This window comes from Microterricola gilva, assembly GCF_004217495.1.
GTDB classification, from domain to species: Bacteria; Actinomycetota; Actinomycetes; order Actinomycetales; family Microbacteriaceae; genus Microterricola; species Microterricola gilva.
Map to the genome: position 1 here is coordinate 3,384,637 of NZ_SHLC01000001.1, position 25,782 is coordinate 3,410,418.

Below are 25,782 nucleotides of genomic sequence, written 5' to 3' on the forward strand. Positions count from 1 at the left end.
CAGCTATGGCACAGCGAGGCTCGTACGCAAAAGGGGTCGCCAAGCGCGAGGAAATTCTGACCGAGGCGCTCCAGGTGATCGCGCAGAACGGCTACAGCCGCGCCTCCGTGCGCGAATTGGCCGAGGCCGTCGGCCTGAGCCAGGCCGGCCTGCTGCACTACTTCAGCTCGAAAGAAGAGCTCTTCACCGCCGTTCTGCAGAAGCGCGACGAGGTGGATGCCGCCGTCTACCTCGACGGGAGCAGCGAGCTCGAGGCCCTCTCCGGGCTGGCCGCCGTGATGCGCCACAACACCGAGGTTCCCGGCCTCGCCCAGCTCTACTCGCGGCTCTCGGCCGAGGCGACCGATCCAGCCCACCCCGCCCACGATTTCTTCGTGCAGCGCACGGCGCAGTTCCGACTGCTCTTCGCCGAGAACGTGCGGTCCCGCCAGCAGCAGGGCACCCTGCCGGCCCACCTCGACCCCGAGAAAGTGGCGACGATCATGATCGCCCTCGCCGACGGCCTGCAGACGCAGTGGACGCTCGACCCCAGCATCGACATGGCCGAGCACATCGACTACCTCGCCAGCCTCCTGAGCATCGGCGGTTCGGGCACCCAGACGGCGGAATGATGTCGCCGTCCCGGGACGGCTCGCGGGTGAGCAGCGACATCCGCCGCCACAACCTCAGCCTCCTCACCAGGCAACTGGCGAGCAACGGTCCGCAGTCGCGCACCAGACTTGCCGAGACCACCGGCCTGACCAAGGGCGCCATCACCGCGCTCACGGCCGCGCTGGTCGAGGTCGGCGTGCTGCGCGAGGGGGATGAAGGCGCTTCGCCCGCGCGGGCCGGCACGGGCCGCAAGCGCACCCTGTTGCGCCTGGCGGCCGACGACATGGCCATCCTGGTGCTCCAGCTGGACGCCGACGTGGCGACCGCGCTGCTCACCACCCTGGCGGGCGACGAACTGCTGCGCACTGAACGCCATCACGGCCGGCCGATGGGTCAGCCAGGCCCGATCATCGACGTGCTGGCCGACACGCTGCGCGGGGCGCTCGACGAGGCCGCCCGCATCGGCCGCCGCGTGCTCGACTCCGTCGTCGTGGTGTTCGCACCGGTCAGCGGCGACCCGGCCATCGTGGTGGCCGACACCGACCTCGACTGGGGCCCCATCGATCTGCTCGGCGAGCTGCGGGCCCGCGAGCCCCGCCTCGCTCCGGACGCCCGCCTCTGCCCGGACGCGGCGCTGGCCGCGCAGGCCGAGCATTCGCTGCTGCCCGGAATCGACGAGATGCTCTACATCAAGAGCAACTCCGGAATCGGCGGGGCCGCGATCGCAGGCGGCCGACTCGTCGTCGGGTCCAGGAGCATGGCAGGGGCATTCGGCCACATCGCCATCGTCCCGAACGGCGAGCCGTGCCTGTGCGGACAGCACGGCTGCCTGGTCACCGTCGCGGGCCCAGACGTCGTGCTGCGGGATGCGGGCCTCGACGGGCTTCGGCAGAGCGCCGGCCTGACGGTTGCGCTCGGGGAGCTCGTGCGGCGGCTTCGGGCCGGCGACGAGCAGGCCGTCGCGGCCTGGGAGCCGGCATCCGAATGGCTGGCCCGCACGCTGAGCGTCCTCACGCTGAGCTTCGACCCGGCCGCCATCGTGCTCGGTGGCTACTGGGCCGAGCTCACCGATCTCGTCGAGCCGCGCCTCCGCCGACTGGTCCCGCCCATCGCCGTCGCCGCCGGCTGGACGCCTCCGGCCATTCTGGCCGGCACGCTCGGCGCCGACGCGGCTCTCAACGGCGCCGTGTGGAACGCGCGCGACCGACTGCTCTTCGACCCGATGCAGCTGTCGGCCCGCCGCGACTAGCGCGACGGGCCGACAGCTGCTGCCGTGGGTCCCTGCCGTCAGCTCGCTTCGACCGACTTCCGGGCGCCGCCGAACAGCGGCTTGCCGTAGTCCTTCTGGAGCAGCGTCGAGAAGGCCCACCACAGCAGCAGCGTCGCCGAGGCACCGCCGACGACGCCGATGATGGCATCGGAGAACCAGTGCGCGTTGATGAAGGTGCGCTGCCAGATCATGCCGAGCACGAGCACGGTGCCGACGATCCACCAGCCGAAGCGCTTCGAGGCCGGCAGGATCGCGGCGACGGCGACGAGCAGGATGCCGGCGCTGACCGCGTGACCGGATGGCAGCGAGCCGTGGTCCACCTGGAACAGGGGGCCGAACAGGCCGGCCGCGATGTCGTCGGCCGGGCGCGGCCGGTCGACGAGATTCTTGGTGAGCTGTGAGACACCGAAGTTGCCGACGAGCTCGGCGGTGAGGAAGAACACGGCCGAGCGCCAGCGGCGGATGATGAAGAGCCAGGCCGGGATCAGGATCAGGGTCAGCACGGCACCGGGGATCTGACCGAAGTGCTGGAAGAACATCGGGAACGGCCCCTCGGCCTGCTCGACGCTCGACGCACCGATCAGCCGGCGCCAGGCGTCGTCGATGTCCTGCGTGAACGGGCTGGTGGGGTTCGCCGCGACGCTGGCCGCGAAGATCAGGAACACGGCGAGACCCGCCAGTCCGATCCAGAGGAGAACCCGAGGCCGCGTGGCCTTTTTCGTTTGCACTTCCGACACCGTTGTCATGTCCGCCCTTTCAAGACGCCCGTCATTGCGATGGGGGAAACCATACATGACTCGGTTTTCGAATCGGAAGTGCGCCCGCGCCAAAGTTCAACGCTTGAACTATTGGCCCCTTGGCCTCATACTGATTACCAAACGTCGTTTGGTTTTGAACGCGTTGCCCCCTTTTGCAGCACCCTTTCTCAACGAAGAGGAGAATCGTGTCCACTCAAACCCCCGGCTCCGACGTCGATAGCGACGGCCGCACCGAACTCTCGTCGACCGCGCTCCGCAGCCCGCTTGCCACCAAGCCGCTGCTGCCGTCCATCGCCGTCACCTCGGTGTTCCTGTTCGCCACCTACGCGGCGCTCACCGGCATCCTGCTGCCCGCCCAGGTGGCGCTACTGGACGAAGACAACAAGATCGCGAATCTCGCCATCGTCAGCACGGTGTCGTTCATCTTCACCCTCTTCGCCCAGCCGATCGTCGGTGCATTCAGCGACCGCACCCGCTCGCGCCTCGGCCGCCGCGCACCGTGGATGCTGATCGGCGCCGCCGTCGCGATGATCTTCCTGCTCGGTCTCGGCGGCATGCAGAATGTGCTCTGGATCACGGTGTTCTGGGTGATCATCCAGGTCTCGCTGAACGCGCTTCAGGGCCCGATGTCGGCGATCGTTCCCGACCGCTTCCCGCGCTCCCGCCGCGGCATGGCCTCGGCCATGGTCGGCGTCGGCACGATGATCGGCGCCGCGCTCGGCACGGTCGCCGCCGCTCAGTTCATCCACAACATCGGCGTCGGCTACGCCGTGTTCGGCGCGGGTGTGCTCATCGTCACGATCCTCTTCGTCATCATCAACCGCGACAGCTCGAGCGTCGGCGGCGTGGTCGAGCCCTGGAGCTGGAAGGCCTTCTTCGCCGGCTTCTGGATCAGCCCGAAGAAGAGCCCGGACTTCGCCTGGGCCTTCGCCGCACGCTTCTTCTTCATCCTCGGCTACTTCGTGATCGCCGCATACAACCTCTACATCCTGACCGACTACATCAAGATGCCACTCGACGAGGCAGCAGCGAGCGCCGGCCTGCTCGCGATGGCCGGCGTCGTGCCTACGCTCATCTCGATCGTGCTCGCCGGCTGGTGGAGCGACAAGATCGGCCGCCGCAAGGTGTTCATCTACGCCGCGACCATCATCATGGTCATCGGTCTCGCCATGCCGCTGCTGATGCCGAACTTCACCGGAATGCTGCTCATGGGCATCATCAACGGTTTCGGCTTCGGCCTCTACATGGCGTGCGACACGGCGCTCATGACCGAGGTGCTGCCTGGCGACGGTGTCGCCGCCGGCAAGGACCTCGGCATTCTGAACGTCGCCACGAACATCCCGCAGGCGATGAGCCCCGCTGTGGCCGGCATCATCATCTCGGCGCTGGGCGGATACCCCGCACTGTTCGTCTTCGGCATGGTCGCCGTGATCATCGCCGCCTTCGTCCTCGTCCCCATCAAGAGCGTTCGCTAGGAGAACAGCTGTGACCATCGCCACCCCTCCCATCGTCCAGACCAGCGCGGGAGCCGTACGCGGCTTCTGGCGTGAAGCCCCGGATGCCGCAGGCTCCCCCTCAGCGGCATTCCTCGGCATCCCGTTCGCCGAGCCGCCGATCGGCGAGCACCGCTTCGCGGCTCCGGTCCCGCACGGGGCATGGGAGGGGGTGCGCGATGCCGTCGAGTTCGGTGCCACCCCGCACCGCGAGGTCATCGGCGAGATGACCATGATCCCCGAGCCCGCCTTTCCCGGTGAGTCGACTCTCAACGTCAACGTCTTCACGCCGACGCCAGGCGAGGCCTCGGCCCTGCCCGTGCTCGTCTACATCCACGGCGGCGGCTACGTGTCCGGCTCGCCGTCGAGCCCCTGGTACGACGGCGCCCCGTTCAACCGCGACGGCGTCGTGCTGGTCTCGGTCTCCTACCGCCTCGGCTTCCACGGCTTCGGCTTCATCGAGGACGCCCCGCTCAACCGCGGCGTGCTCGACTGGATGCTCGCCCTCGAGTGGGTGCAGCAGAACATCGCCGAATTCGGTGGCGACCCGGCCCGCGTGACGATCGTCGGGCAGTCGGCCGGCGGTGGGGCAGTGCTCACCCTGCTCGGCATCCCGAGCGCGCAGCACCTCTTCCAGAGTGTGTACTCGATCTCCGGCGTGCCGACCGCGACGACACTCGATGCGGCGGAGGCCGCGGGGCGCCGGCTCGCCGAGCTCGGCGGCGTCGCACCGACACGGGCCGGACTCGGCACCCTGACGGAGCAGCGCGTGCTCGAACTGCAGGCTCAGATCTCCTCGGTGAGCATGGGCGGCGGTGACGAGGAGGCAGACCCCATCGCCGGCCTGGTCGCCCTTGCCGGTGACGGCCTCGTGCTCGGCCCCGTCGTCGACGGCGAGCTGATCCCGCTGCCGAGCCGCGAGGCATACGCCGCCGGCATCGGCTCTGACAAGGCCGTGATCCTCGGTGCAACCGACCAGGAGTTCAACATGGTGCTCGCCGGCGCCCAGGATGCGCTGGCCGCAGTGCCTGCCGCCGCGCTGCTCGGTCGACTGCAGAGCTCAGAGGAGATCGTCGCGGGCTACCTCGCCGCGCACGAGGGCCTCGGCACAGCCGACCTCGTCGGGCAGTACCTCACGGACTTCATGTTCCGCGCGCCCTCCGTCGCCATCGCCGAGGCACGCGCCTCCTTCGCCGAGGGCAGCGACGCGGCGGCCGGCACCTGGATCTACCGCTTCGCGTGGTCGTCCCCGACCATCGGATCCGCCTGCCACTGCCTCGACGTGCCGTTCTTCTTCGACCAGCTCGGCGCCGAACGGGTCGTGAACATCGCCGGAGCCGAGCCGTCCCAGAAGCTCGCCGACGAGGTGCACGGCGGGGCGCTGGCCCTGATCACCGCCGGCGCGGCCGACTGGCCGGCGTGGAACAACGTCGACCGCGAGGCCCGCGTCTACGACGTGCCGGAGTCGTCGGTGCAGGCCGACGCCTTCGCCGATGTGCGCATGCTGCTCCCGCAGCCGGCACCGGCGCTCTAGCCACACCGACACCAGAACCGCAGGAGGAGAGCATCGCCGGGCCGATCAGTGCTCTGCGGTGGCTCTCCTCCCGCATTTCCGGCACACTTCACTGAACGAGCTAAGGACTTCACCATGAGCCTCCCCATCGAACTCGACACGAGCGTCGCCCCCGAGGTGCGCACGACGGCCGGCGTGGTGCGTGGGCGCTGGCGCCCGACATCCGGCGCGGCATCCGCCGCCTTCCTCGGCATTCCCTTCGCCGAGGCGCCGGTCGGCGCGCTGCGCTTCGCCGCCCCGATTCCGCACGCACCGTGGGAGGGCGTCCGTGACGCCCTCGAGTTCGGCGCGACCCCGCAGCGCGAGACGCTGTCAGAGATCACGCTGATTCCGGAGCCCTCGATCCCCGGTGCGTCGACGTTGAACGTCAACGTGTTCACGCCGACTCCGGGTGGCGACGCCGCCCTGCCGGTGCTCGTGTACATCCACGGCGGCGGTTTCACCGCAGGCTCCCCCGCGAGCCCCTGGTACGACGGGGCGTCGTTCAACCGCGACGGCGTCGTCACGGTGTCGATCTCGTACCGACTCGGCTTCGACGGCTTCGGCCTGATCGACGGCGCACCGGACAACCGCGGCGTGCTGGACTGGCTGCTCGCCCTGGAGTGGGTGCAGCAGAACATCGGCGCGTTCGGCGGCGATGCGTCCCGCGTGACGATCGTCGGGCAGTCGGCCGGCGGCGGTGCCGTGCTCACTCTGCTCGGCATGAAGAGCGCCCAGCACCTCTTCCACGGCGTCTATTGCATCTCGGGCGCCGTCGGCGATGTCAGCCGCGAGCGCGCGACAACCCTCTCGCTCCGTCTGGCCGAGCTTGCCGGCGTCGAGCCGACGCGGGCCGGATTCGCCACACTCAGCGAGGAGCGCATCCTCGAGCTCCAGCAGAAGGCACAGGAGCCGGCCGACGGCCCGCTCTCCCCGATGGACGGCATCAAGGCCATCGCGACGGAGGGCATCGCCCTCGCCCCCATGGTTGACGGCGTCGTGATCACCCAGCCGACGATGGACTCGATCCGCCAGGGTGTCGGCGCAGACAAGCCGCTCGTGCTCGGCGCGACCGACGACGAGTTCTCGATGGCCCTCGACGAGGCCAAGGGCAAGCTGCGCTTCGTGCCGAAGGGCCTGCTGCTCGGCAAGGCCGGGCTGAGTAAGCCCGTGCGCAAGGCCTACCTCGCCGCGAACCCTGATGTCGCGAAGCGTGGCACAGCCGCGACCTTCGGCCGCTACCTGACCGACATCCTGTTCCGCAGCTTCATCCTGCGTCTCGTGGCCGCGCGTGAGGCCGGCGCCGCTCAGGCCGAGCTCGGCCGCACCTGGGTGTACCGCTTCTCGTGGGAGTCGCCCACCTACCACTACGCCATGCACTGCATCGACGTGCCGTTCTTCTTCGACTGCCTCGGCAGCGAGAAGATCGCCGCCATCGCCGGGGACAACCCGCCGCAAATCCTGGCCGATGAGGTGCACGCCGAGGCGGTCGCATTCGTGACCACCGGTGACCCGGGTTGGCCGGCATACAGCGGACCGACCGGATTCACGCGGGTCTTCGATGTGCCGTCATCCGTGATCCCCGACGGCTACGCGAACGTGCGTCCGCTGCTCGGCTGATCCCTCAAGAACCTCGGCTGAGCGGCGCCCTACACGTCCGCTCAGCCGAGCCACCACAATCTCACACGCAGCCGTGACCGCGCAAAGGTGAACGTACCCCCAGCCAGGGGCATGCCAAGCTGGAGGCATGTTCGTCAAGATCTGTGGGCTCAGTGAGCCCGTCACCCTGGCCGCCGCCCTCGAGGCCGGTGCGGATGCCGTCGGCTTCGTGTTCGCGGCCGGCAGCCCGCGCACGGTCGACGCGGCCACGGTGCGCGAGCTCGTGCAAGCGGTTCCCGCCTCCGTGCACACGGTCGGCGTCTTCCGCGGGCAGCCATTCGACGAGGTCGTCGAGACGGCGCGTGCCGCCGGCGTCAGCACCGTGCAGCTGCACGGCGGTGAGCCGGTGAGTGAACTCGATCGACTCCGCGAGGAGGGCTTCGACACCATCCGGGCCCTCTCCCTCGACGAGTACCTGAGCGCCCTCGCGACCGACCCGAGCGGCCTCCGTCGGCATCGCCTGCTCATCGACGCGCCGACCCCCGGCGCCGGCGAACCCTTCGACACCGGCGCGCTCCTCGCCGATCCACCGCATGGCCAGTGGCTCCTCGCCGGCGGCCTGCACCCTGGCAACGTTGGGCGGCTGATCGCCGAGGCCGGTCCAGGCGGTGTCGACGTCTCGAGCGGTGTCGAGAGCAGCCGCGGCGTCAAGGACGCCGCGCTGATCACCGCCTTCCTCGCGGCTGCCCGCGCCGCCTGACGGCCGGCGCCGCGTAGGCCGCACCGCGACGGCCCACTTAACGTGCAGCGGCCCGGTGAATTCACCGGGCCGCTGCACTTTTAGCGGGCCGCGCCCGCCACGCGAATGGGTCAGCGCACGCCGGCCATCAGCTTCAGCACCGGCTTCGTGAACAGTGCGAGGATCCCGCCGAGCACGATCGCGATGCCACCGAGGATGCCGAAGTAGGCGACCTCGTTCTCGCTCGAGTACAGCCCGGCCAGCTGGCCGGAGATGGCCGTCCCGAGCGCGACGGAGAGGAAGAACAGCGCAACCATCTGGGTCGTGAACGCCTGCGGGGCGAGCTTGGTCGCCACCGAGAGGCCGACGGGCGAGAGCAGCAGCTCGGCGATGGTGAACACGAGCAGGATGCCGATGATCGCCAGCAGCGGCGTGCTGTTGGCCGCACCGCCGGCGAACGGCAGGAACAGCAGGAAGCCGACACCCATGATCGCGGTGCCGAGCGCGAACTTGACCGGAGTCGACGGTTGGCGGGTGCCGAGCTTGGTCCAGATGGCGGCGAAGACGCCGGAGAGCACGATGATGAAGATCGGGTTGATCGACTGCACCCAGGAGATCGGCATCACCCAGCCGAAGAGGTCGCGGTTGAGCTGCTTGTCTGAGTAGATCGTGAGCACGGTGAACTGCTGCTGGTACAGCGACCAGAAGGCGACGCTCGCGATGAACAGCGGGATGAAGCCGAAGACACGCGAGCGCTCCGTGGCCGAGACCTTCTTGCTGGAGAGGATGACCGTGAAGTAGGCGATCGCCGCCACCACCGTGAGCATGATCACGATCAGGGCCAGATTCTCGGCCCGGATGACGCCGAGCAGCACGAGGGCGAGCACGAGCAGCACCGCGGCGACCGCGACGCCGATGACGAGCGGTCGGCGCTCACGGGGCAGCGGGTTCGGCACATCGTGTGCACTGGCAGGCAGACGCTTGCGACCGAACGCGTACTGGGTCAGGCCAATGGCCATGCCGACGGCCGCGAGGGCGAAACCCCAGTGGAAGCCCAGCGTGCTCTGCAGCAGGCCCGTGAGGATCGGGCCGAGGAACGCGCCGAGGTTGATGCCGAGGTAGAAGATCGAGAACCCGGCGTCGCGCCGCGGGTCACCGGGCGAGTAGAGCGTGCCGACTACGCTCGTGGCGTTCGCCTTGAGCCCGCCTGACCCGATCGCAACCATGATGAGGCCGACGATCACCCCGCTGAAGCCGGGCAGCAGAGCGAGGGCGAGGTGGCCGCACATGATCACGATCGCGCTGACGAAGAGCACGCGCTCCGAGCCGAGGACGCGGTCGGCCAGCCAGGCACCGAGGATGGTCGAGAGGTAGACGGCGCCGCCGTAGGCGCCGACGATGCCGGCGGCGGTGGCCTGCGGCATCCCGAGCCCGCCGTCGCTGACGGCGAAGTACAGGTAGATCAGCAGGATGCCCTGCATGCCGTAGAAGCTGAACCGCTCCCACATCTCCACGCCGAACACCGTCGCCAGAGGGCGGGGTTGGCCGAAGAAGCTGTGATCTGCGGCCGCCGCGGCCGCAGCCTCCGAGGTCGATGCGGGTGTTGCGATGCCCTCAGGCTCGGTACTCATGTCTTAAGTGTGACACCCGAGGGCTGGCGCGGCACTATCTGGGCGTGATCGCGCCGCGTTGATCTGCGTTCTGCGCCACGTTCCGCGCTGCGCGCCACGTGATGTGGCGCACAGTGCTGCACGTGGCGCAGAGCGCGCTCCCGGCACGCAGTTGGGAGCGCGCGGACGATGTCTAGCCGGCGAGCTCCGTCAGCACGGCGCGCAGCTGCTCGACGGCCCAGTCCAGATCGGCGGCCTCGACCACGATCGGCGGGGCGAGGCGGATGGTGGATCCGTGCGTGTCCTTGGCGAGCACGCCGCGCTCCATCAGCGCCTCGCAGACGGCACGGCCGCTGGCCAGCTCCGGGTCGATGTCGATGCCGGCCCAGAGCCCTGCGCCGCGCACCGCGACGACACCGTGTCCGATGAGCGCGGCGAGGTCGGCACGCAGCCGCTCGCCGAGGACGCGGGCGCGCTCCTGCATCTCGCCGGTCGCGAGCATGCGGACCACGGCGAGGCCGATGGCCGCGGCCAAGGGGTTGCCGCCGAAGGTCGAGCCGTGCTGGCCCGGCTGGATCACGCCGAGGATGTCGCTGTTGCCGACGACCGCAGAGACGGGAACGATGCCGCCGCCGAGCGCCTTGCCGAGCAGGTACAGATCGGGGACGACGCCGACCAGGCCGCAGGCGAAGGTCGCACCGGTTCGGCCGAGGCCGGACTGGATCTCGTCGGCGATGAACAGCACGTTGTGGCGACTGGTGATCTCGCGCACGGCCGGCAGGAAGTCGGCGGGAGGCACGACGATGCCGGACTCGCCCTGAATCGGTTCAATCAGCACGGCGACGGTGTTCTCGTCGATCGCCGCCTCGATCGCCGCGGCGTCGCCGTACGGCACGGAGCGGAAGCCGGGCGTGAACGGACCGAAGTCGGCGCGGGCGTCCTCGTCATCGCTGAAGCTGATGATCGTGGTGGTTCGGCCGTGGAAGTTGCCGGCCATCACGATGATGTTGGCGGCATCCGGCGCGACGCCCTTGACCCGGTAGCCCCAGGCGCGGGCCACCTTGATGCCGGACTCGACGGCCTCTGCGCCCGTGTTCATCGGCAGGACCATGTCCTTGCCCGCGAGCGTCGCGAGCTCGGTGACGAACGGACCGAGCTGGTCGTTGTGGAACGCACGGCTGGTGAGCGTGATGCGTCCGAGCTGGGCGCGGGCGGCGTCGAGCAGCACGGGGTTGGAGTGGCCGAAGTTGACGGCCGAGTATGCGGCGAGGCAGTCGAGGTAGCGACGGCCGTCGACGTCGGTGACCCATGCACCGTCACCGGATGCCACCACGACGGGCAGCGGGTGGTAGTTGTGTGCGGCGTGCTCTTCTTCAAGCACGATGGCCGCGAACTGACGCGGGGTCGTTGAGGTGGTTGAGAGGGTCATCGGCGCAGCTCCAGGGTGCAGCACTTGACGCCGCCGCCGCCGAGCAGGAGCTCGGAGAGGTCGACGCCAATGGGGTTGTAGCCGTGCTCGATCAGCTGGCGCTCGAAGTCCTTGGCGCGGCTGGCGATCACGACGTTGAGGCCGTCACTGTACGAGTTGAGGCCGAGGATGGCGGCATCCGTCTCGTTGACGATGATGGCGTCGGGGTACCGCTCCTGCAGAATCGCGAGGCTCGGTGCGTCGAAGGCGCTCGGCAGGTAGGCGATGTGCTCCTGGCCCGGCGTGCTGTCGAGCACGGCGAGCGCGGTGTCGAGGTGGTAGAAGCTCGGGTTGATCAGGGTGAGGGTGATGACCTCACGGTTGTAGACGCGGCCGAGCTCCTGGTGCGAGCGGGAGTCGCTGCGGAAGCCGGTTCCGGCCAGGATCGTGTCGCCGACGAGCAGGAAGTCGCCCTCGCCCTCGTTGATCTCCTCCGGCACGGCGACGGTGAAGCCGTTGTCGCCGAACCACTTCATGTACGCGGGGCCCTCCGGCTGGCGCTCGGGGTGGGTGAAGCTGGCACCGTATGCGATGCCGTCGATCACCATTCCGCCGTTGGCCGCGTAGACCATGTCCGGCAGCCCCTCGATGGGGTCGATCAGCTTCACGTCGAAGCCGAGGCTGATGTAGACGTCGTAGAGCGTCTGCCACTGCCGCACGGCGAGGCTGGTGTCGGTCGGCAGCGCCGGATCCATCCACGGGTTGATGCGGTAGACGACGGTGAAGTGCTCCGGCTTGCACATCAGCACGGAGCGGGCGATGGCCTTGCGCTGCCTGGCCTCCGCCTTCGTGGCCGGCTGGCCGGCCGGCTGGCCGGTCTGGATTTCTGGGGTGGTTGTACTGGGCACGAGAGCCTCCTTGGTCAACGATGGAGTGGTCCCACGGCTCACCAAACGGCCGCCGCGAGGTCACACTGTCTTGCAGATGGCGGACCAGGTCGCTCGTTGAGCCTGAGGCGGTCGGTCATTGACCACTTCAGACGCCACCCTCAGTTTCACACGGCGTGAAGCTGCGATACTCGCCGACCCGCGCTGAAATTCGGCGTTCTCACCGGGGCTAACGCAAGGAAACGGCGTAGACTCGGAACATGGACAATCTGGATCGCGGCATTCTCGACCTCCTCCGCCAGAACGCCCGCGCGGGCTATGGCGACATCGGCTCGGTCGTCGGCCTCTCGGCGTCCGCCGTGAAGCGCCGCGTCGACCGGCTGGTCGCCGACGGCACGATTCGCGGCTTCACCATCCAGGTCGATCCGGCCGTCGATGGCATGAGCACCGAGGCGTACGTCGAGCTGTTCTGCCGGGGCACCGTCGCCCCCGACGAGCTGCGCCGCATCCTCTCGGCCGTGCCGGAGGTGGTGGATGCCGGCACCGTCACGGGCAGCGCCGACGCCATCGTGCACCTGCGCTCCCGCGACATCCCGAGCCTCGAGGACGCACTCGAGCGCCTGCGCATCGCCCCCAACGTCGACCACACCCGCAGCGCGATCGTGCTCTCACGCCTCGTGCAGCGCGGCAGCGACTGAGCTGATTTCGACAAGCTCACTCGACGGGGTGGTTGGTTGAGCCTGCCGAAACGTGACAACGGGGTTCAGCTCACACGCGGGCCGCAACCGGCTTCTGGCGCACAGGGCCAAGCGCGCTGACCAGCACAACGGCGACGATCACACCCGCGCACAGCACGGCGGCCAGGACGACGATCTGAAAGCGGCCGGCCTCCAGCGGCGACGCCCCGCCGAAGATGGCACCGACGAAGGCGCCGGGCAGGGTGACGAGACCCGTGGTCTTGGTCTGGTCGATGGAGGGCACGAGCGCGAAATGCGAGGCCTGGCGCGCGAGATCCCGTGTGGCCCGGCGCGGGGTCGCACCGAGGGCGAGCCAGCCCTCCACCTCGTCCCAGTGGTCGATCACGGCCTCCGTGAAACGGCGCCCGGTCAGGGTCGCGATCGCCATGGCGTTGCCGATCACGATGCCACCGACGGCCAACACGTAGCGTGGCGAGAACTCGATCGCGCCGCTGCCGAACACGATGAGGAGGCTGACGCCGACGCCGAGGCCCATCGCCAGCCCGACCTCGGCGAATCGGACGGGCGAGAAACCGAGCCGGCGAGTGCTTGTCGCGGCGGCCGCGACAAACATGACGACGAGCCCGATCGCCACCAACAGCGGATTGCCGATGATGCCGGCCAGCACGAGGCTGACCGCGGCGAGCTGAGCCGCCCCGCGGAGCACTGCGAGCACGGGCGCCAACGGCGCCTGCATACGGAATCTCCAGCCGAGCACGCCGGCGATCGCCATCAGCAGCGCGACGCCGACGATGGTGGGGACCAGCTCAGGCAACCACGGCACGGATCGAGCGTAGCGGCGCGACGCGCACGCTGGCGAGGGCGGCGCGGCTTCGTGCCAACGCCCGGATGCCACCCCGCTACGCTGTCGGCAGGATCGACACGCGCGATCGCCGACATGGAGGCACAATGCACCTGGCACTCAGCATCGACAAGGCGTCGACGACGCCGCCATTCGAGCAGCTGCGGATGCAGTTGCTCGCCGCCGTGCAAGACGGCCGCCTGCCAGCTGGCACCCGCCTGCCGACGGTGCGCGGCCTCGCCACCGAGCTCGGCCTCGCGGTGAACACGGTGGCCGGCAGCTATCGGGCGCTCGAGAAGGACGGCGTCATCGAGACGCGCGGACGCGCAGGCAGCTTCGTCGCGGAGACGGGCGACCCCACCGCGACGCAGCTGCAGCTGGCCGCGCACGCCTTCGCGGAGCGGGCCGGCCAGCTCGGCGTCGCACCGGATGCCGCGATCAAAGCCGTACGCGCCGCGCTCGCGCACAGCTGACCCGAACGCAGAGAGAAAAACAGGAGCAGAGCTCCGCCGGGGCCGTATGGCGCTCCGCGGTGCTCTGCTCCTGTTTTTGACGTTGGCTGGGGGTGGCCCGCCTGTTAGATCACGCCCTCTGAGAGGGTGCTCGGGTTGCCGAAGCGGTGAGCCGTGATCGAGATCGCCTGCTCGCGCAGGAACGGCAGCACCTCGATGCGGCCGGCCTGGGTGACCTCGTGATCGTAGATCGCGACGTCCGGGCTGCCGCCGAGCGCGGTGGACAGCGCGGCGGACGCTCCGCCACCGATCGCGTCGACGATGCGCACGCGGGAGGTGGTGATGCCGCCTGATGCCGCACGCTGAAGCCACGCGGCATCCGACTCGGTCTTCACGACGATGTCGCGCGACTCCAGCTGCGCCTGCACCGCGGCGGGCAGCGCGAGGGCGCTGGACACCTCGAAGCGGGAGCGGGAGAGCACGCCGGCCGCGATCACGCGCAGGGCGTGGCCGAGGCTGGCCGCCTCAGACACCCGCACCGTGACGGGCAGGTGGCGGTAGCGGAACACGTTGCGCTCGAGGCCGAGCGCCGAGACGTCCTTCGCGGTGCCGAACTCCTCGGCCCAGGCGATGGCGTCGCTGAGCGCGCTGCGCCGCAGCACGTCGAACTCCTCGTAGCCGAGCGAGGACTGCGACGCCTCGATGAGGGCGCTGACCCGGTCGTCGAGGCCGCGCAGGTGCAGCGTCTGGCTGTGCGCGCCCGGGTTGTTCACCCAGCCGCCGAGTCCGATCAGGTAGTTCGGTCCGCCTGCCTTGGTGCCAGCACCGACCGAGGACCGCTTCCAGCCACCGAAGGGCTGGCGCTGCACGATCGCACCGGTCGTGCCGCGGTTGACGTAGAGGTTTCCCGCCTCGACGGTGTCGAGCCAGAGCGCGAGCTCCTCGGCGTCGAGCGAGTGCAGGCCGGCGGTCAGACCGTAGTCGACCGCGTTCTGGAAGCGGATCGCCTCCTCGAGGTTGCGGGCGTGCATCACACCGAGCACCGGGCCGAAGAATTCGGTGAGGTGGAAGTAGGAGCCAGGCGCGACACCGGTGCGGATACCGGGCGACCACAGCTTGCCGGTGGCGTCGAGCTGCTTCGGCTCCACCAGCCAGCTCTCGCCTGCGCCGAGCTCGGTGAGCGCGTGCAGCAGCTTGCCGGAGGCCGGCTCGACGATCGGACCCATCTGCGTCTCCGGGTTGGCCGGGTAGCCGACCTTCAGCGAGCTCGCGGCATCCACCAGCTGGCTCTCGAAGCGCTTGGAGTGGGCGACGGAGCCGACGACGATCACGAGGCTCGCGGCCGAGCACTTCTGGCCGGCGTGACCGAACGCGCTCTTGATGACATCGGATGCCGCCAGGTCGAGGTCCGCGCTCGGCGTGACGATCACAGCGTTCTTGCCGCTCGTCTCGGCCAGCAGCGGCAGGTCGGGGCGGAAGGAGCGGAACAGCTGGGCCGTCTCGTAGCCACCGGTCAGGATCACGCGGTCGACGGAGGGGTGCGAAACGAGCTGGCGGCCGAGCTCGTGCCTGGCCTCGCCGGCGAAGTCGACGAGGGCGAGCAGCTCGCGCGGGACGCCGGCCTGCCAGAGGGCCTCGACCATGATCGCGCCGGAGCGGCGGGCCAGCTTGGCCGGCTTGATGATGACGCCTGAGCCGGCGGCGAGCGCCGAGAGCACGGAGCCTGCCGGGATGGCGACGGGGAAGTTCCACGGCGGGGTGACGACAGTGAGCGTTGACGGCACGAAGCGCGCACCCTGCACGGCATCGAGGTCCTTCGCGCGCTCTGCGTAGTAGTGGGCGAAGTCGATCGCCTCGCTGATCTCGGGGTCGGCTTCTGCGATGGTCTTGCCGGTCTCGGCGGCCATCACCTCGATCAGTCGGCCGCGGTTGGCGGCGAGGGCGATGCCGGCGCGGTGCAGCACCTCGGCGCGCTCCGCGCCGCTGCGACGGCCCCACTCGACGCCGGTGTGGGCGACGGTGTCGATCACGCGCTCGAGCACGGCGGCGTCGCTGATCGAGGCGGCCTCGATCACGTCGACGCCGATCTGCGACTCGGCGACGCGGCCGAGGATCGCGCGACCCCACGCCCGGTTGGCCGGCAGGGCCGGGTCAGTGTCCGGCTCATTGCGGAAACCAGAAGTCTCCGAGGCTTCGGCGGCCGTGTCGACCGCGGCGCTGACGACCGCATCGGCCGTCTGAGTCGGCTGGGCGGATGCCGCGGCCTCCGGCTCGTACTCCTCGAGCGCCTCGGCCATCTCCCCGCGGCTGAGCCCGAGCACCATGGCGGTCAGGTTCGGGTCGGAGGCCTCCTCGGTCACCGGGGCGGGCGGGCGCAGCGCGTCGATCACGTCGATGAGCACCGGAGCGCGCTCCGTCGAGCGGTTCTGCGTGCGGTTCGGCCCTGGCACGACGGTGTCGAGCTCGGCGAGCGATGCGCTGAAGCGGCGGGTCTCGCGCTGCAACAGGGCGGCCGAGCTGTTCAGCTCGAACACCGCCGACATGAAGTTCTCCTGGCTGGCGTTCTCTTCGAGACGGCGGATCAGGTAGGCGATGGCGACGTCGAACTCGGCCGGGTTCACGACCGGCGTGTAGAGCAGCAGCTCGCCGACGTCCTTCTTCACGGCCTCGGCCTGACCGGTTGCCATGCCGAGGAGCATCTCGAACTCGATGTTGGACTGCACACCGCGCTGGCCGGCGAGCAGCCAGGCGAATGCGACGTCGAACAGGTTGTGCCCGGCCACACCGAGGCGGACGGCATCCGTGTTCTCGTAGGTGAGCGCCCAGTTCAGCACGCGCTTGTAGTTGGTGTCGCTGTCCTGCTTCGTCGAGTAGGTGGCGAGCGGCCAGTCGTGTACGGCGGCGTCGACGTGCTCCATCGCGAGGTTGGCGCCCTTGACGAGGCGCACCTTGATCGGGGCGCCGCCACGGGCCCGGCGGGCCTTCGACCACTCGGTGAGGCCCTGCAGCGCGTCGAGCGCGTCGGGCAGGTAGGCCTGCAGCACGATGCCGGCCTCGAGGTTCAGCAGCTGCGGCTGGTCGAGGATCCGCTCGAAGACCGCGATCGTCAGGTCGAGGTCGCGGTACTCCTCCATGTCGAGGTTGATGAACTTGGTGCGCCCGTTGACCGGTGCCGAGTTCGCGGCCAGCTCGTAGAGCGGGGTGAGGCGCTCGACGGTGCGCTCGACGGCCTCGTCGAACGACCACATCGAGAGCTGGCTCGAGACGGCGCTGACCTTGATCGAGACGTAGTCGACGTCGGGGCGGGCGAGCAGCGCGCGGGTGCCCTCGAGGCGGCGGTCGGCCTCCTTCTGGCCGAGCACGGCCTCGCCGAGCAGGTTGAGGTTGAGGCGGTTGCCGCCGGAACGCAGCTGCTCGATCACGGGGCCGAGCTTCTCCGGCGAGGCGTCGACGACGAGGTGGCCGACCATCTCGCGCAGCACACGGCGCGCGACGGGGATGACGACCCACGGGATGACGGGGCCGAGCACGCCGCCCAGGCCGATGGCGCCGCGCATGTACCAGGGCAGGAAGCGCGGCGTCTTCGCCGCGACGGCCTGCAGGTTGTGTCCGGCGACCATGAGGTCTTCCGGCCGCATGACACCGTCGACGAAGCCGACGGTGAAGTCGAGCCCGTTGGGGTCTTTCAGCACACCGGCGAGGCGCTCGGCGGCGGGATCGGCCGGGGCGTTGGCGCTGTCGGCCAGCCACTTCTTCACGAGGGCGATGGTCGCCGTCTCGAGTTCGCGGGCGTCGGGGCCCTCAGCCTGGAGTTCGGAGCTGGAGAGGTGCGGCATGGTCACGAGACTAGTTCTTTCGACGGGATGAAACACGGGGGCGCGGCGGTGCGCTTGCTGCAGATCTGCTGCGTGTTTCTCCAGTGTGAGGCCGCGCAACACTTCGGTAAAGCGAATGTTTATGACGAATATCAGTTAGTAGAATCGATGGATTGCCAGGCCCGATCACAGGGAGAATCCGATGCTTGACGTGCGCCGACTGCGCCTGCTCCGTGAGGTGAAACTGCGCGGGACGCTCGCCGCCGTTGCCGACGCCCTCGCGTACAGCCCGTCCTCCGTGTCGCAGCAGTTGACACTGCTCGAGAAGGAGGTGGGCGTCCCCCTCCTCGAGAAGTCCGGACGCCGGGTGCTGCTGACCCCGCAGGCCGAGCTGCTCGTTGCACGGGCCGCCGAGGTGCTCGACACCCTCGAACGGGCAGAGGGCGAGCTCGCGGCATCCCTCACCACCGTGAGCGGAACCGTGCGCCTGGCCGTGTTCCAGTCGGCGGCGCACGCCGTCATCCCGCAGGCGCTCACGATCCTCGCCGCCGACTACCCGGAGCTGCGGGTGGAGATGACGGAGCGCGAGCCGGATGCCGGCCTGTTCGAGGTGTCCGCCCGCGACTTCGACCTCGTCATCGCCGAGCAGTACCCCGACCACACGCGTGAGCACCGCCCCGACCTCGACCGCGTGCACCTCGTCACCGACGTCATCCGCCTCGCTACCGCGCGACGCGTAGCGTCGCGAAATGCGGCAGCCCCCAATCAGGGAGCCTCGGGGGCCGCGACCGATGCTCAAGCAATCCGGACTCTCGCCGAGGCCGCCGCACTGCCGTGGGTGATGGAACCGGAGGGCACGGCGGCCCGTGCCTGGGCCACGCAGCTCTGCCGCGCGGCAGGCTTCGAGCCCGATGTGCGCTTCGAGACGGCCGACCTCATGGCGCACATCCGCCTGATCCGCTCCGGCAACGCCGTCGGGCTGTTGCCCGACCTCGTCTGGGCCGGCGAGAACCCGACGGTGCGGCTGCTCGAGCTGCCCGGCACCCCGCACCGTGACGTCTTCACCTCGGCGCGGCGCTCCAGCGCCGAGCGCCCGGGCGTCTCGGCCGTGCGCGAGGCCCTCGCGCGGGCCGTCGCGGAGCTCTCCCCCGCCTGAGCCAGCGGCATCCACCTCGCGCCAGCGCCGAACTCGCAGAAGCCAGCGCCGAACTCGTAGAAAGGGTCCGCTTCGAGGCGCGAAGCGGACCGTTTCTTCGAGCTCGGCGCGGATGCCGGAGCGCGGATGCCGGAGCGCGGCGCTAGATGGGCAGGGTCGTTGTGCCGTTGCGCTTCTTGTCGACCGTCTTCTTCAGGAAGATCATCGGCAGGAAGAAAGTGGCGCAGGCGGTGACCAGCCACACCAGGACGGGCGCGACGATCCACGCGCGCCAGCCCTCGATCTCGAGTCCGCCTGGGAACAGCGACGCGACGAAGAGCGCGACGAAGGTGGAGACGAGGCCGATGCCGCCGAGGAAGGCCGGCGCGTTGCGCGCGGCGATCTTGAACAGGAACGGGCTGACCACGCTCTGGATGATCGCGAACACCAGCACCGCCACGGTCGCGCCGCTCCAGCTGAGGGTGACCTCCGGCACCAGCCACATCGCCACGAGCAGGCCGATGGCGGCGGACGCGATGAAGATGGCGGTGCGAATCAGGAAGCGGATCATGTGCTCATCGTAGGGCCGGAGCCGCGGCATCCGGGGTACACGGGCGCGCCGAGTCGCACCGCCAGCGGCGAGGGGCTCCTAGAAGCGCCAGATCAGCGGCACGTAGAAGGTGGCGACGGCGAGGAAGAGCAGAAGCAGCGGCAGGCCGAGCTTCCAGTAGTCGGTGAAGCGGTAGCCACCGGGGCCCATCACCATCATGTTCGCCGGGGTGGCGATGGGCGTGAGGAAGGAGGCGGCGCCGGCCACCGTGAGGCCCATGAGGAACGGCAGCACCGAGACGCCCATCGTCGCGGCCACCGAGACGGCGACCGGGATGACGATGAGCACCGTGGCCGTGTTGCTGATGAGTTGACCGAGCACAACGGTGATGAGGCAGAGTGCGAAGAGGGCCAGCTGCGGCCCGGAATCGCCGACGACGCCGAGCAGGCCGTCGGCGATGAGGTCGGCCGCGCCGGTCTGCATGAACGCCGTCGAGAGCGGGATCATCCCGGCCACGAGCACGACCGTCGTCCACGAGATGCTGCGGTAGGCCTGCGGCACCGACACCGTGCGGGTGAGCACCATGGCCAGCGCCGCCACGATACCGGCGATCGCTGCCGGCACCAGCCCGGTCGCCAGCAGCACGACCATGCCGGTCAGGATGCCGATCGCCCAGCCGGCGCGGGGGCCGAGCGGCACCGTGCGGCGCAGCAGATCGGGCGAGTCGACCACCAGCACATCGGGGTCTGCCGTGTGCTCGTCCAGGGCGGCCCAGCTGCCCTCGAGCAGCAGCGTGTCGCCGGCGGCCAGGGCCGCATCCTTGCCCTCGAGGTTCTCGCCCTTCCGCTGCACCGCGAGGATCACCAGGTCGCCGCTCGGCGTGCACATGCCGGGGAACACCGTGAGGCCGATGAGGGTCGAGCGCGGCGGGATGACAACCTCCGCGACACCGCCGCTGGCGTCGATCAGCTCGGCCGGCGGGGTGGTCAGCGCATACTGACTGCGCAGCACCCTGGCGTGGTCGCTCAGGTCGCGCGGCATCAGGCTCGCCGTGCGCTCCGGCACCAGCTTGTTGCCGAAGGCCATGGTGATCAACAGGGTGCCGATGACGAGGGGCACACCGGCCAGGCCGAACTCGAAGAAGCCGAATGCGCCCTCGCCGGCGTCGACGGCGGCCTCGGAGACGATGATGTTCACCGGCGTCCCGGTGAGGGCGAGCATCGACCCCGCGTGGGCGGCGAAGGCGAGCGGCAGCAGCATCCGCGATGGGGCGAGGCCGGCGCGGACAGCGACGACCACGACGACGGGCAGCAGCGCCGCCACGGCGCCGTTCACGCTGATCAGCGCGGTGAGCACGGCAACGAGCAGCATCACGAGGACGAGCAGCTTGCGCGGGTTCTTGCCCGCTGCACCGATCACCTTTTGGCCGGCCCAGGTCGTGACGCCCGTGGCATCCAGGCCCTCGCTCACGACGAAGAGTGATGCGATGAACAGAACGGTCGGGTCGCCGAAACCGGCGAGGGACTGCTGCAGTGTGAGCACGCCCGTCGCCCACAGCGCGACGGCGACAGCAAGCGCGATGGCGCCGACCGGAATGCGGTTCGACATGAACAGGGCGACAGACACCAACAGGATGATGAGCGTTATCGCGATGGGGTCCACAGCATGACACTAACGCTGTGCCTAACGTTTCGATGCCATTTCTCGCAGCGGCCCCACGCGGCGCGCTACCGTGGAGCCCATCGGGCCCCGAGCGGGCCGACACGAGCCACGAACGGATGGTCACGATGAAGAGATTTCCCCTCGGAACACTGTTGGGCTCGCCGCGACGACACCGCGTCGCAGCGGCCATCGCGATCGCAGCGGCGACCGGTCTGGCACTGAGCGGATGCCAGGTCTACGGCGTCGGTGCGCCGGCCGAGCCGGACCCCGTCGGCTTCTGGGGCACAGCGGACACCGCTGGACTCCCCTTCCTCGCTTTCACCGAAGACGGCAAGGTGGCCGGCTCGGATGGCTGCAATCAGCTCACCGGCGCGTGGGAGGTTGAGGGGTCGACGATCGACTTCATCGACGTTGCCTCGACACTCATGGCTTGCGAGGGCGTCGACACCTGGCTGTCAGCACTCGACTCGGCGACGATCTCCGGCGAGACGATGACGATCATGGACAACGCCGACAAGGAGATCGGCACGCTGAAGTTCGTCGAGTAGTCAGGCGCAGAGCAACGGCGGCGGCTCGCGGCATCCGCCGCGGATAGGCTCGGCTCATGACTGAAGCTACTCACGACGTTGTGATTGTCGGCGGCGGGCACAACGGCCTCGTCGCCGCCGCCTATCTGGCCAAGGCAGGCAAGAGCGTGCTCCTGCTGGAGCGGGACGACCACCTCGGCGGCGCCGCCGTCTCTGCCGAGGCGTTCAGCGGCGTCGACGCCCGGCTCTCGCGCTACTCCTATCTGGTGAGCCTGTTGCCAGCCCGCATCATCGAGGAGCTCGGACTCGACATCCGGCTGGCGCAGCGCCGGTACAGCTCGTACACCCCGGATCCCGCCGACACCACGACGGGCCTGCTCGTCGACAACTCGAACCGCCGCTCCACCCGCGCCTCCTTCGCCCGTGTCGGCGCCGACGGTGACTTCGCCGCGTGGAACGACTTCTACGCCGACACCGCCCGCGTCGCCGCCGCGCTCTTCCCAAGTGTCTGCGAGCCGCTGCCGACGCGCAGCGAGGCCCGCCGGCTGCTCGGCGACGACGCCCTCTGGACCAGCTTCTTCGAGCAGCCGCTCGGCCAGGTCATCACCGAGCGCTTCGACAGCGACCTCGTGCGCGGCGTCGTCGCCACCGACGGCCTGATCGGAACCTTCACCTCCGTCGACGATCCGTCGCTCGACGCGAACCGCTGCTTCCTCTACCACGTGATCGGCAACGAGACCGGGGACTGGCACGTGCCGATCGGGGGCATGGGCGCCGTCTCCGGCGAGATCGAGCGCGCGGCGCGGCTCGCAGGCGCACGCATCGTGACCGGAGCGGAGGTCACGAGCATCGGTGCGGACGGCGAGGTGCGCTACCGGCGCGGCCGCCACGAGCGCCGTGTTGTCGGCGGCACCGTTCTCGCCAACGTCGCGCCGTTCGTGCTCGACCGCCTGCTCGCGGCCGGTGGTGCGGCGAGCGCCGGCATCGGCATTGCCGACGCCGACACCGGCGCGGATGCCGTCGCCGCCCGCCCGGAGGGCGCGCAGGTCAAGGTCAACCTCATGCTCAGCCGGCTGCCGAAGCTGCGCGACGCTACGGTGACCCCTGAGGCGGCCTTTGGCGGGACCTTCCACATCAACGAGCGCTACAGCCAGCTCGAGGGAGCGTACGACGAGGCCTCCCGCGGCGTGATCCCCGAGGTGCTGCCCTGCGAGATCTACTGCCACACGCTGGCCGACCCGTCGATCCTCGGGCCGGAGCTGGCGGCATCCGGGGCGCACACCCTCACCGTCTTCGCGCTGCACGCGCCCGACCGCTGGCTGACCGAGGCCAACAACGATGCGACACGGGAACGGCTCCAGGCCGCCGTGCTCGCCTCGCTCAACTCGGTGCTCGCCGAGCCGATCGAGGACGTGGTGATGCGGGATGCCGACGGCGAACTGTGCATCGAGACGAAGACGACGCTCGACCTCGAGCACGCGCTGAACATGCCGGGCGGCAACATCTTCCACGGGCCGTTGTCGTGGCCGTTCCTCGAGGACGACGCCCCGCGGGAGACCGCGGCGGAGCGCTGGGGTGTCGCGACGGCGCACCCGCGCGTGCTGATCTGCGGCTCGGGTGCCGTGCGCGGCGGTGCCGTCAGCGGCCTCGGAGGGCACAACGCGGCCATGGCGGTGCTGGAGGAGTCGGAATAGCGCGACGCGAAGCGTCGCGAAAGGCGGCAGCCCTCAGCCAGGCAAACTCGGGAACCGCAGGCGATGCTCGCGGGGTTGTCACGAACCTAACCGGCGCGGCTGGCTCGACTCCGAAAAACGCAGGAGCACAGCAGCGCGGGCCGGTCATTCAGCCCGGCGAGGCTCTGCTCCTGCGTTATTGGCGGGCTACTGCACCTTGGTGAAGCGCTGCGCGAACTCCGTGAGCAGGCGCGCACCGTAGCCGGTCGCACCCTGCGAACGCCAGGAGTCGTCGGCATCCGACTGCATCGTTCCGGCGATGTCGAGGTGTGCCCACGGCAGGCCGTCGACGAACTCGTTGAGGAACAGCGCGGCGGTCGTCGCTCCGGCGAAGCGCCCACCGATGTTGCCGAGGTCGGCGACGTCGGAGTCGAGCTGCTTGCGGTACTTCTTCTCCAGCGGCAGCTGCCAGGCCGGCTCGTCGACGACGGATGCGGCGGCGCGCAGCTGGTCGACGATGGCCTGGTTGTTGCCGAGCACGGCGGCCGTCGACTGGCCGAGCGCCATCAATGCGGCCCCGGTGAGGGTGGCGATGTCGACGATCGCGTCCGGCTTCTCCTCCACGGCGAGCGCGAGGGCGTCCATCATGACGAGGCGGCCCTCTGCGTCGGTGTTCTTCACCTCGACCGTTCTACCGTTCCGCGCGGTGAGCACGTCTCCGAGCTTGGTCGCGGTGCCGGACGGCATGTTATCCGTGCACATCAGGAAGCCGGTCACGGCCGTGCCGAGGCCGAGATCGCGGAACGCGGTGAAGGCGCCGAGCACGGCGGCCGCCCCGCCCATGTCCATCTTCATCAGCAGGTGCATGGGGTCGGAGGGCTTGAGGCTGATTCCGCCGGAGTCGTACATGATGCCCTTGCCGACGAGCGCGAGGTGTCCGGCCCCGACAGGCGCGCTTTCCGAGCCGGCAGACGGCATGTAGCGGAGCTTGACCATGCGCGGCTCCTCGGCGCTGCCGGCGTTGACGCCGAGCAGCCCGCCGCAGCCGAGCTCGATCAGGGCCTGCTTGTCGAACACCTCGACGGCGAAGCCGTGCTCGCGCCCCAGTTCGACGGCGAGCTCGGCGATGTCCGTGGCGGTGAGGTGGCCGGGCGGGGTGTTGCAGAGGTCGCGGGTGATGTTGCCGGCGCGGGCGCCGATCTGGGCACGGCGGACGGCGTCATCCGCCCCGGCAATCCCTGCGGTGCCGAGCAGTTCGAGCGCGGCCAGCGCGGTGCCCTTGGGCTTCGCCTTGAGCGCGTTGTACCGGTAGCGGGCCAGCAGCACGCCCTCGGTCACAGCCTCGACGCCTGCGGCGTCCAGTCCGGGGAGGCCGGAGAGGTCCAGGCCGATGCGGGCGTGCGCGGATGCGGCGCGGGCGAAGGCCGCGGCGGCATCACGGAGGGCGGCGCGTGCGGCATCCGCACTCGCGGACTCATCCGGCGCACCGAGCCCGACCGCGATGACGAGGCCGCCGGATGCCGTGAGCACCGTCTGCGTCTGGCCGGCCTTCGCCTCGAAGCCCAGCTTCGCCAGCGCGGCGCGGTCGAGGCCGAGCGCGGCGGGCACATCGCCGTCGGCGCCGACGACGTGGCCGGTCGCATCGAGCTCGGCGGAGAAGGTGTCGACGAGGCTCACCGCGGTCGGTGCGGCCTGCGACGGCAGGGCGCTGAAGTCGTTCGGAATGAGCTTGTGGTCACGGACTGACATGGTTCCCCTTCACTCGAGCGCGAGCGCCAGGTGCCGGGGTGCGCTCGGGCTGCTCGGGTCGGGTCTTCTCGTGATGGTAGCGCAGAACGCCTCAGTACAGCTGGGCCGACTGCAGCCTCAGCCGGCGGATCGTGGCACCGCCGATTTTGCTTGCCACCGGCCGGCACTTCGGGGGTAGCCTGAAGAAAAGAATGACCCGCACGGGCATTGTCGGCCCACGCGGATCTTGGCGCTGAACCCTGCGGAGGTCGTCATGTCACCCCAACCCACCGGACGATTCGCTCACCGCCCCGACGGGCTGTACCTGTTGCTCGACCGGCTGTTCGCCGCGCCGATCGAGAACGTGTGGTTCAGCCTGACGAATCCGCATCAGATGGAGAACTGGATAGGCACCTACACGGGTCAGCCGACGACAGGCGGGGTCAAGTTCCGGATGACGAGCGAACCCGACGCCGAGTGGGAGTACGTGACGATTCTCGAGTGCGCGCCGCCGCACCGCTTCCTGGTGGAGTCGCGAGAGGGCATCGAGAAGATGCGGGTGTTCTGCCACCTCACCGAGGCGGGAGGCATGACCACGCTGACACTGGGTCAGCGGCTGCACGAGTCGAAGGATGCCGCCACGATGGGCCCGGGCTGGGACTACTACCTCGATCGGCTCATCGCGTCCCGCGCCGGCCATGCGCTGCCGGAATGGGAACACTACTACCCGGCCCACTCCGGCTACTACAAGGAGCTGGAGATCCCCGCGAAGAGTGCATGAGCCACCGCGCCGC

The 25,782-nt window shown here is 69.5% G+C and carries 21 protein-coding genes; 12 read left to right on the plus strand and 9 right to left on the minus strand.

Annotation, left to right across the window (positions count from 1 at the left end; translation table 11 throughout):
- Nucleotides 1-5: 5 nt before the first annotated feature.
- Both EV379_RS15720 and EV379_RS15725 read left to right on the plus strand, forming a co-directional pair.
- Complete coding sequence (locus EV379_RS15720) at nucleotides 6-611, plus strand: TetR/AcrR family transcriptional regulator (RefSeq protein ID WP_130506962.1); 606 nt, start codon at nucleotides 6-8, stop codon at nucleotides 609-611.
- A 26-nt stretch (nucleotides 612-637) separates the two neighbouring features.
- Nucleotides 638-1,840, plus strand: a complete 1,203-nt coding sequence (locus tag EV379_RS15725; protein ID WP_165397390.1) for an ROK family protein — start codon at nucleotides 638-640, stop codon at nucleotides 1,838-1,840.
- A gap of 38 nt (nucleotides 1,841-1,878) precedes the next feature.
- Here the strand turns inward: EV379_RS15725 and EV379_RS15730 are convergent, their stop codons facing one another.
- Nucleotides 1,879-2,589 carry a phosphatase PAP2 family protein gene (locus tag EV379_RS15730; protein ID WP_165397391.1) on the minus strand — a complete coding sequence of 237 codons (711 nt, stop codon included), beginning with the start codon at nucleotides 2,587-2,589 and terminating at the stop codon, nucleotides 1,879-1,881.
- Nucleotides 2,590-2,804: 215 nt separating this feature from the next.
- On the opposite strand from EV379_RS15730, the gene EV379_RS15735 reads away from it, so the two are divergent.
- The 4 genes from EV379_RS15735 (at nucleotide 2,805) to EV379_RS15750 (ending at nucleotide 8,023) form a co-directional block, all read left to right on the plus strand.
- Nucleotides 2,805-4,094: an MFS transporter gene (locus EV379_RS15735; protein WP_242616412.1), complete on the plus strand. Its 1,290-nt coding sequence runs from the start codon at nucleotides 2,805-2,807 to the stop codon at nucleotides 4,092-4,094.
- Between the two features lie 10 nt (nucleotides 4,095-4,104).
- Entirely contained in the window at nucleotides 4,105-5,646 is a 1,542-nt protein-coding gene (locus tag EV379_RS15740; RefSeq protein WP_130506965.1) for a carboxylesterase/lipase family protein, read from the plus strand.
- Between the two features lie 114 nt (nucleotides 5,647-5,760).
- Complete coding sequence (locus EV379_RS15745; RefSeq protein WP_130506966.1) at nucleotides 5,761-7,284, plus strand: carboxylesterase/lipase family protein; 1,524 nt, start codon at nucleotides 5,761-5,763, stop codon at nucleotides 7,282-7,284.
- A gap of 127 nt (nucleotides 7,285-7,411) precedes the next feature.
- Nucleotides 7,412-8,023, plus strand: coding sequence for a phosphoribosylanthranilate isomerase (locus tag EV379_RS15750; RefSeq protein ID WP_130506967.1), 612 nt, complete (start codon nucleotides 7,412-7,414; stop codon nucleotides 8,021-8,023).
- Between the two features lie 110 nt (nucleotides 8,024-8,133).
- Here EV379_RS15750 and EV379_RS15755 read toward each other — a convergent pair whose 3' ends face one another.
- From EV379_RS15755 to ddaH, 3 genes are all read right to left on the minus strand, one after another.
- Nucleotides 8,134-9,633, minus strand: a complete 1,500-nt coding sequence (locus tag EV379_RS15755; protein ID WP_130506968.1) for a peptide MFS transporter — start codon at nucleotides 9,631-9,633, stop codon at nucleotides 8,134-8,136.
- A gap of 172 nt (nucleotides 9,634-9,805) precedes the next feature.
- A complete protein-coding gene (gene rocD, locus EV379_RS15760) occupies nucleotides 9,806-11,041 on the minus strand; it encodes an ornithine--oxo-acid transaminase (protein WP_130506969.1) in 1,236 nt (411 codons plus the stop codon).
- Entirely contained in the window at nucleotides 11,038-11,823 is a 786-nt protein-coding gene (gene ddaH / locus EV379_RS15765; protein ID WP_130507538.1) for a dimethylargininase, read from the minus strand. The genes rocD and ddaH overlap by 4 nt, the downstream gene beginning before the upstream one ends.
- A 344-nt stretch (nucleotides 11,824-12,167) precedes the next feature.
- Here ddaH and EV379_RS15770 point away from each other — a divergent pair, with 344 nt between their 5' ends.
- Complete coding sequence (locus tag EV379_RS15770; RefSeq protein WP_055841017.1) at nucleotides 12,168-12,605, plus strand: Lrp/AsnC family transcriptional regulator; 438 nt, start codon at nucleotides 12,168-12,170, stop codon at nucleotides 12,603-12,605.
- Between the two features lie 70 nt (nucleotides 12,606-12,675).
- Here the strand turns inward: EV379_RS15770 and EV379_RS15775 are convergent, their stop codons facing one another.
- Nucleotides 12,676-13,428 carry an ABC transporter permease gene (locus tag EV379_RS15775; protein ID WP_130506970.1) on the minus strand — a complete coding sequence of 251 codons (753 nt, stop codon included), beginning with the start codon at nucleotides 13,426-13,428 and terminating at the stop codon, nucleotides 12,676-12,678.
- A gap of 125 nt (nucleotides 13,429-13,553) precedes the next feature.
- On the opposite strand from EV379_RS15775, the gene EV379_RS15780 reads away from it, so the two are divergent.
- Nucleotides 13,554-13,919, plus strand: a complete 366-nt coding sequence (locus tag EV379_RS15780; protein WP_130506971.1) for a GntR family transcriptional regulator — start codon at nucleotides 13,554-13,556, stop codon at nucleotides 13,917-13,919.
- 104 nt (nucleotides 13,920-14,023) lie between these two features.
- Here EV379_RS15780 and EV379_RS15785 read toward each other — a convergent pair whose 3' ends face one another.
- Nucleotides 14,024-17,734, minus strand: a complete 3,711-nt coding sequence (locus tag EV379_RS15785; RefSeq protein ID WP_130507539.1) for a proline dehydrogenase family protein — start codon at nucleotides 17,732-17,734, stop codon at nucleotides 14,024-14,026.
- 181 nt (nucleotides 17,735-17,915) lie between these two features.
- Between EV379_RS15785 and EV379_RS15790 the strand changes: the two genes are divergently transcribed.
- Nucleotides 17,916-18,869: a LysR substrate-binding domain-containing protein gene (locus EV379_RS15790; RefSeq protein ID WP_130506972.1), complete on the plus strand. Its 954-nt coding sequence runs from the start codon at nucleotides 17,916-17,918 to the stop codon at nucleotides 18,867-18,869.
- Between the two features lie 142 nt (nucleotides 18,870-19,011).
- Here the strand turns inward: EV379_RS15790 and EV379_RS15795 are convergent, their stop codons facing one another.
- Both EV379_RS15795 and EV379_RS15800 read right to left on the minus strand, forming a co-directional pair.
- Nucleotides 19,012-19,419, minus strand: a complete 408-nt coding sequence (locus EV379_RS15795; protein WP_130506973.1) for a phage holin family protein — start codon at nucleotides 19,417-19,419, stop codon at nucleotides 19,012-19,014.
- A gap of 78 nt (nucleotides 19,420-19,497) precedes the next feature.
- A complete protein-coding gene (locus tag EV379_RS15800) occupies nucleotides 19,498-21,060 on the minus strand; it encodes an SLC13 family permease (RefSeq protein WP_130506974.1) in 1,563 nt (520 codons plus the stop codon).
- Between the two features lie 125 nt (nucleotides 21,061-21,185).
- On the opposite strand from EV379_RS15800, the gene EV379_RS15805 reads away from it, so the two are divergent.
- Complete coding sequence (locus tag EV379_RS15805; RefSeq protein ID WP_130506975.1) at nucleotides 21,186-21,608, plus strand: META domain-containing protein; 423 nt, start codon at nucleotides 21,186-21,188, stop codon at nucleotides 21,606-21,608.
- Nucleotides 21,609-21,664: 56 nt separating this feature from the next.
- Complete coding sequence (locus EV379_RS15810; protein ID WP_130506976.1) at nucleotides 21,665-23,281, plus strand: phytoene desaturase family protein; 1,617 nt, start codon at nucleotides 21,665-21,667, stop codon at nucleotides 23,279-23,281.
- 186 nt (nucleotides 23,282-23,467) lie between these two features.
- On the opposite strand, the gene EV379_RS15815 is transcribed toward EV379_RS15810, so the two are convergent.
- On the minus strand, nucleotides 23,468-25,009 hold the full coding sequence (locus EV379_RS15815; protein WP_130506977.1) for a leucyl aminopeptidase: 1,542 nt from the start codon (nucleotides 25,007-25,009) through the stop codon (nucleotides 23,468-23,470).
- A gap of 253 nt (nucleotides 25,010-25,262) precedes the next feature.
- Between EV379_RS15815 and EV379_RS15820 the strand changes: the two genes are divergently transcribed.
- Nucleotides 25,263-25,769, plus strand: a complete 507-nt coding sequence (locus tag EV379_RS15820) for an SRPBCC domain-containing protein (protein WP_130506978.1) — start codon at nucleotides 25,263-25,265, stop codon at nucleotides 25,767-25,769.
- Nucleotides 25,770-25,782: the final 13 nt, after the last annotated feature.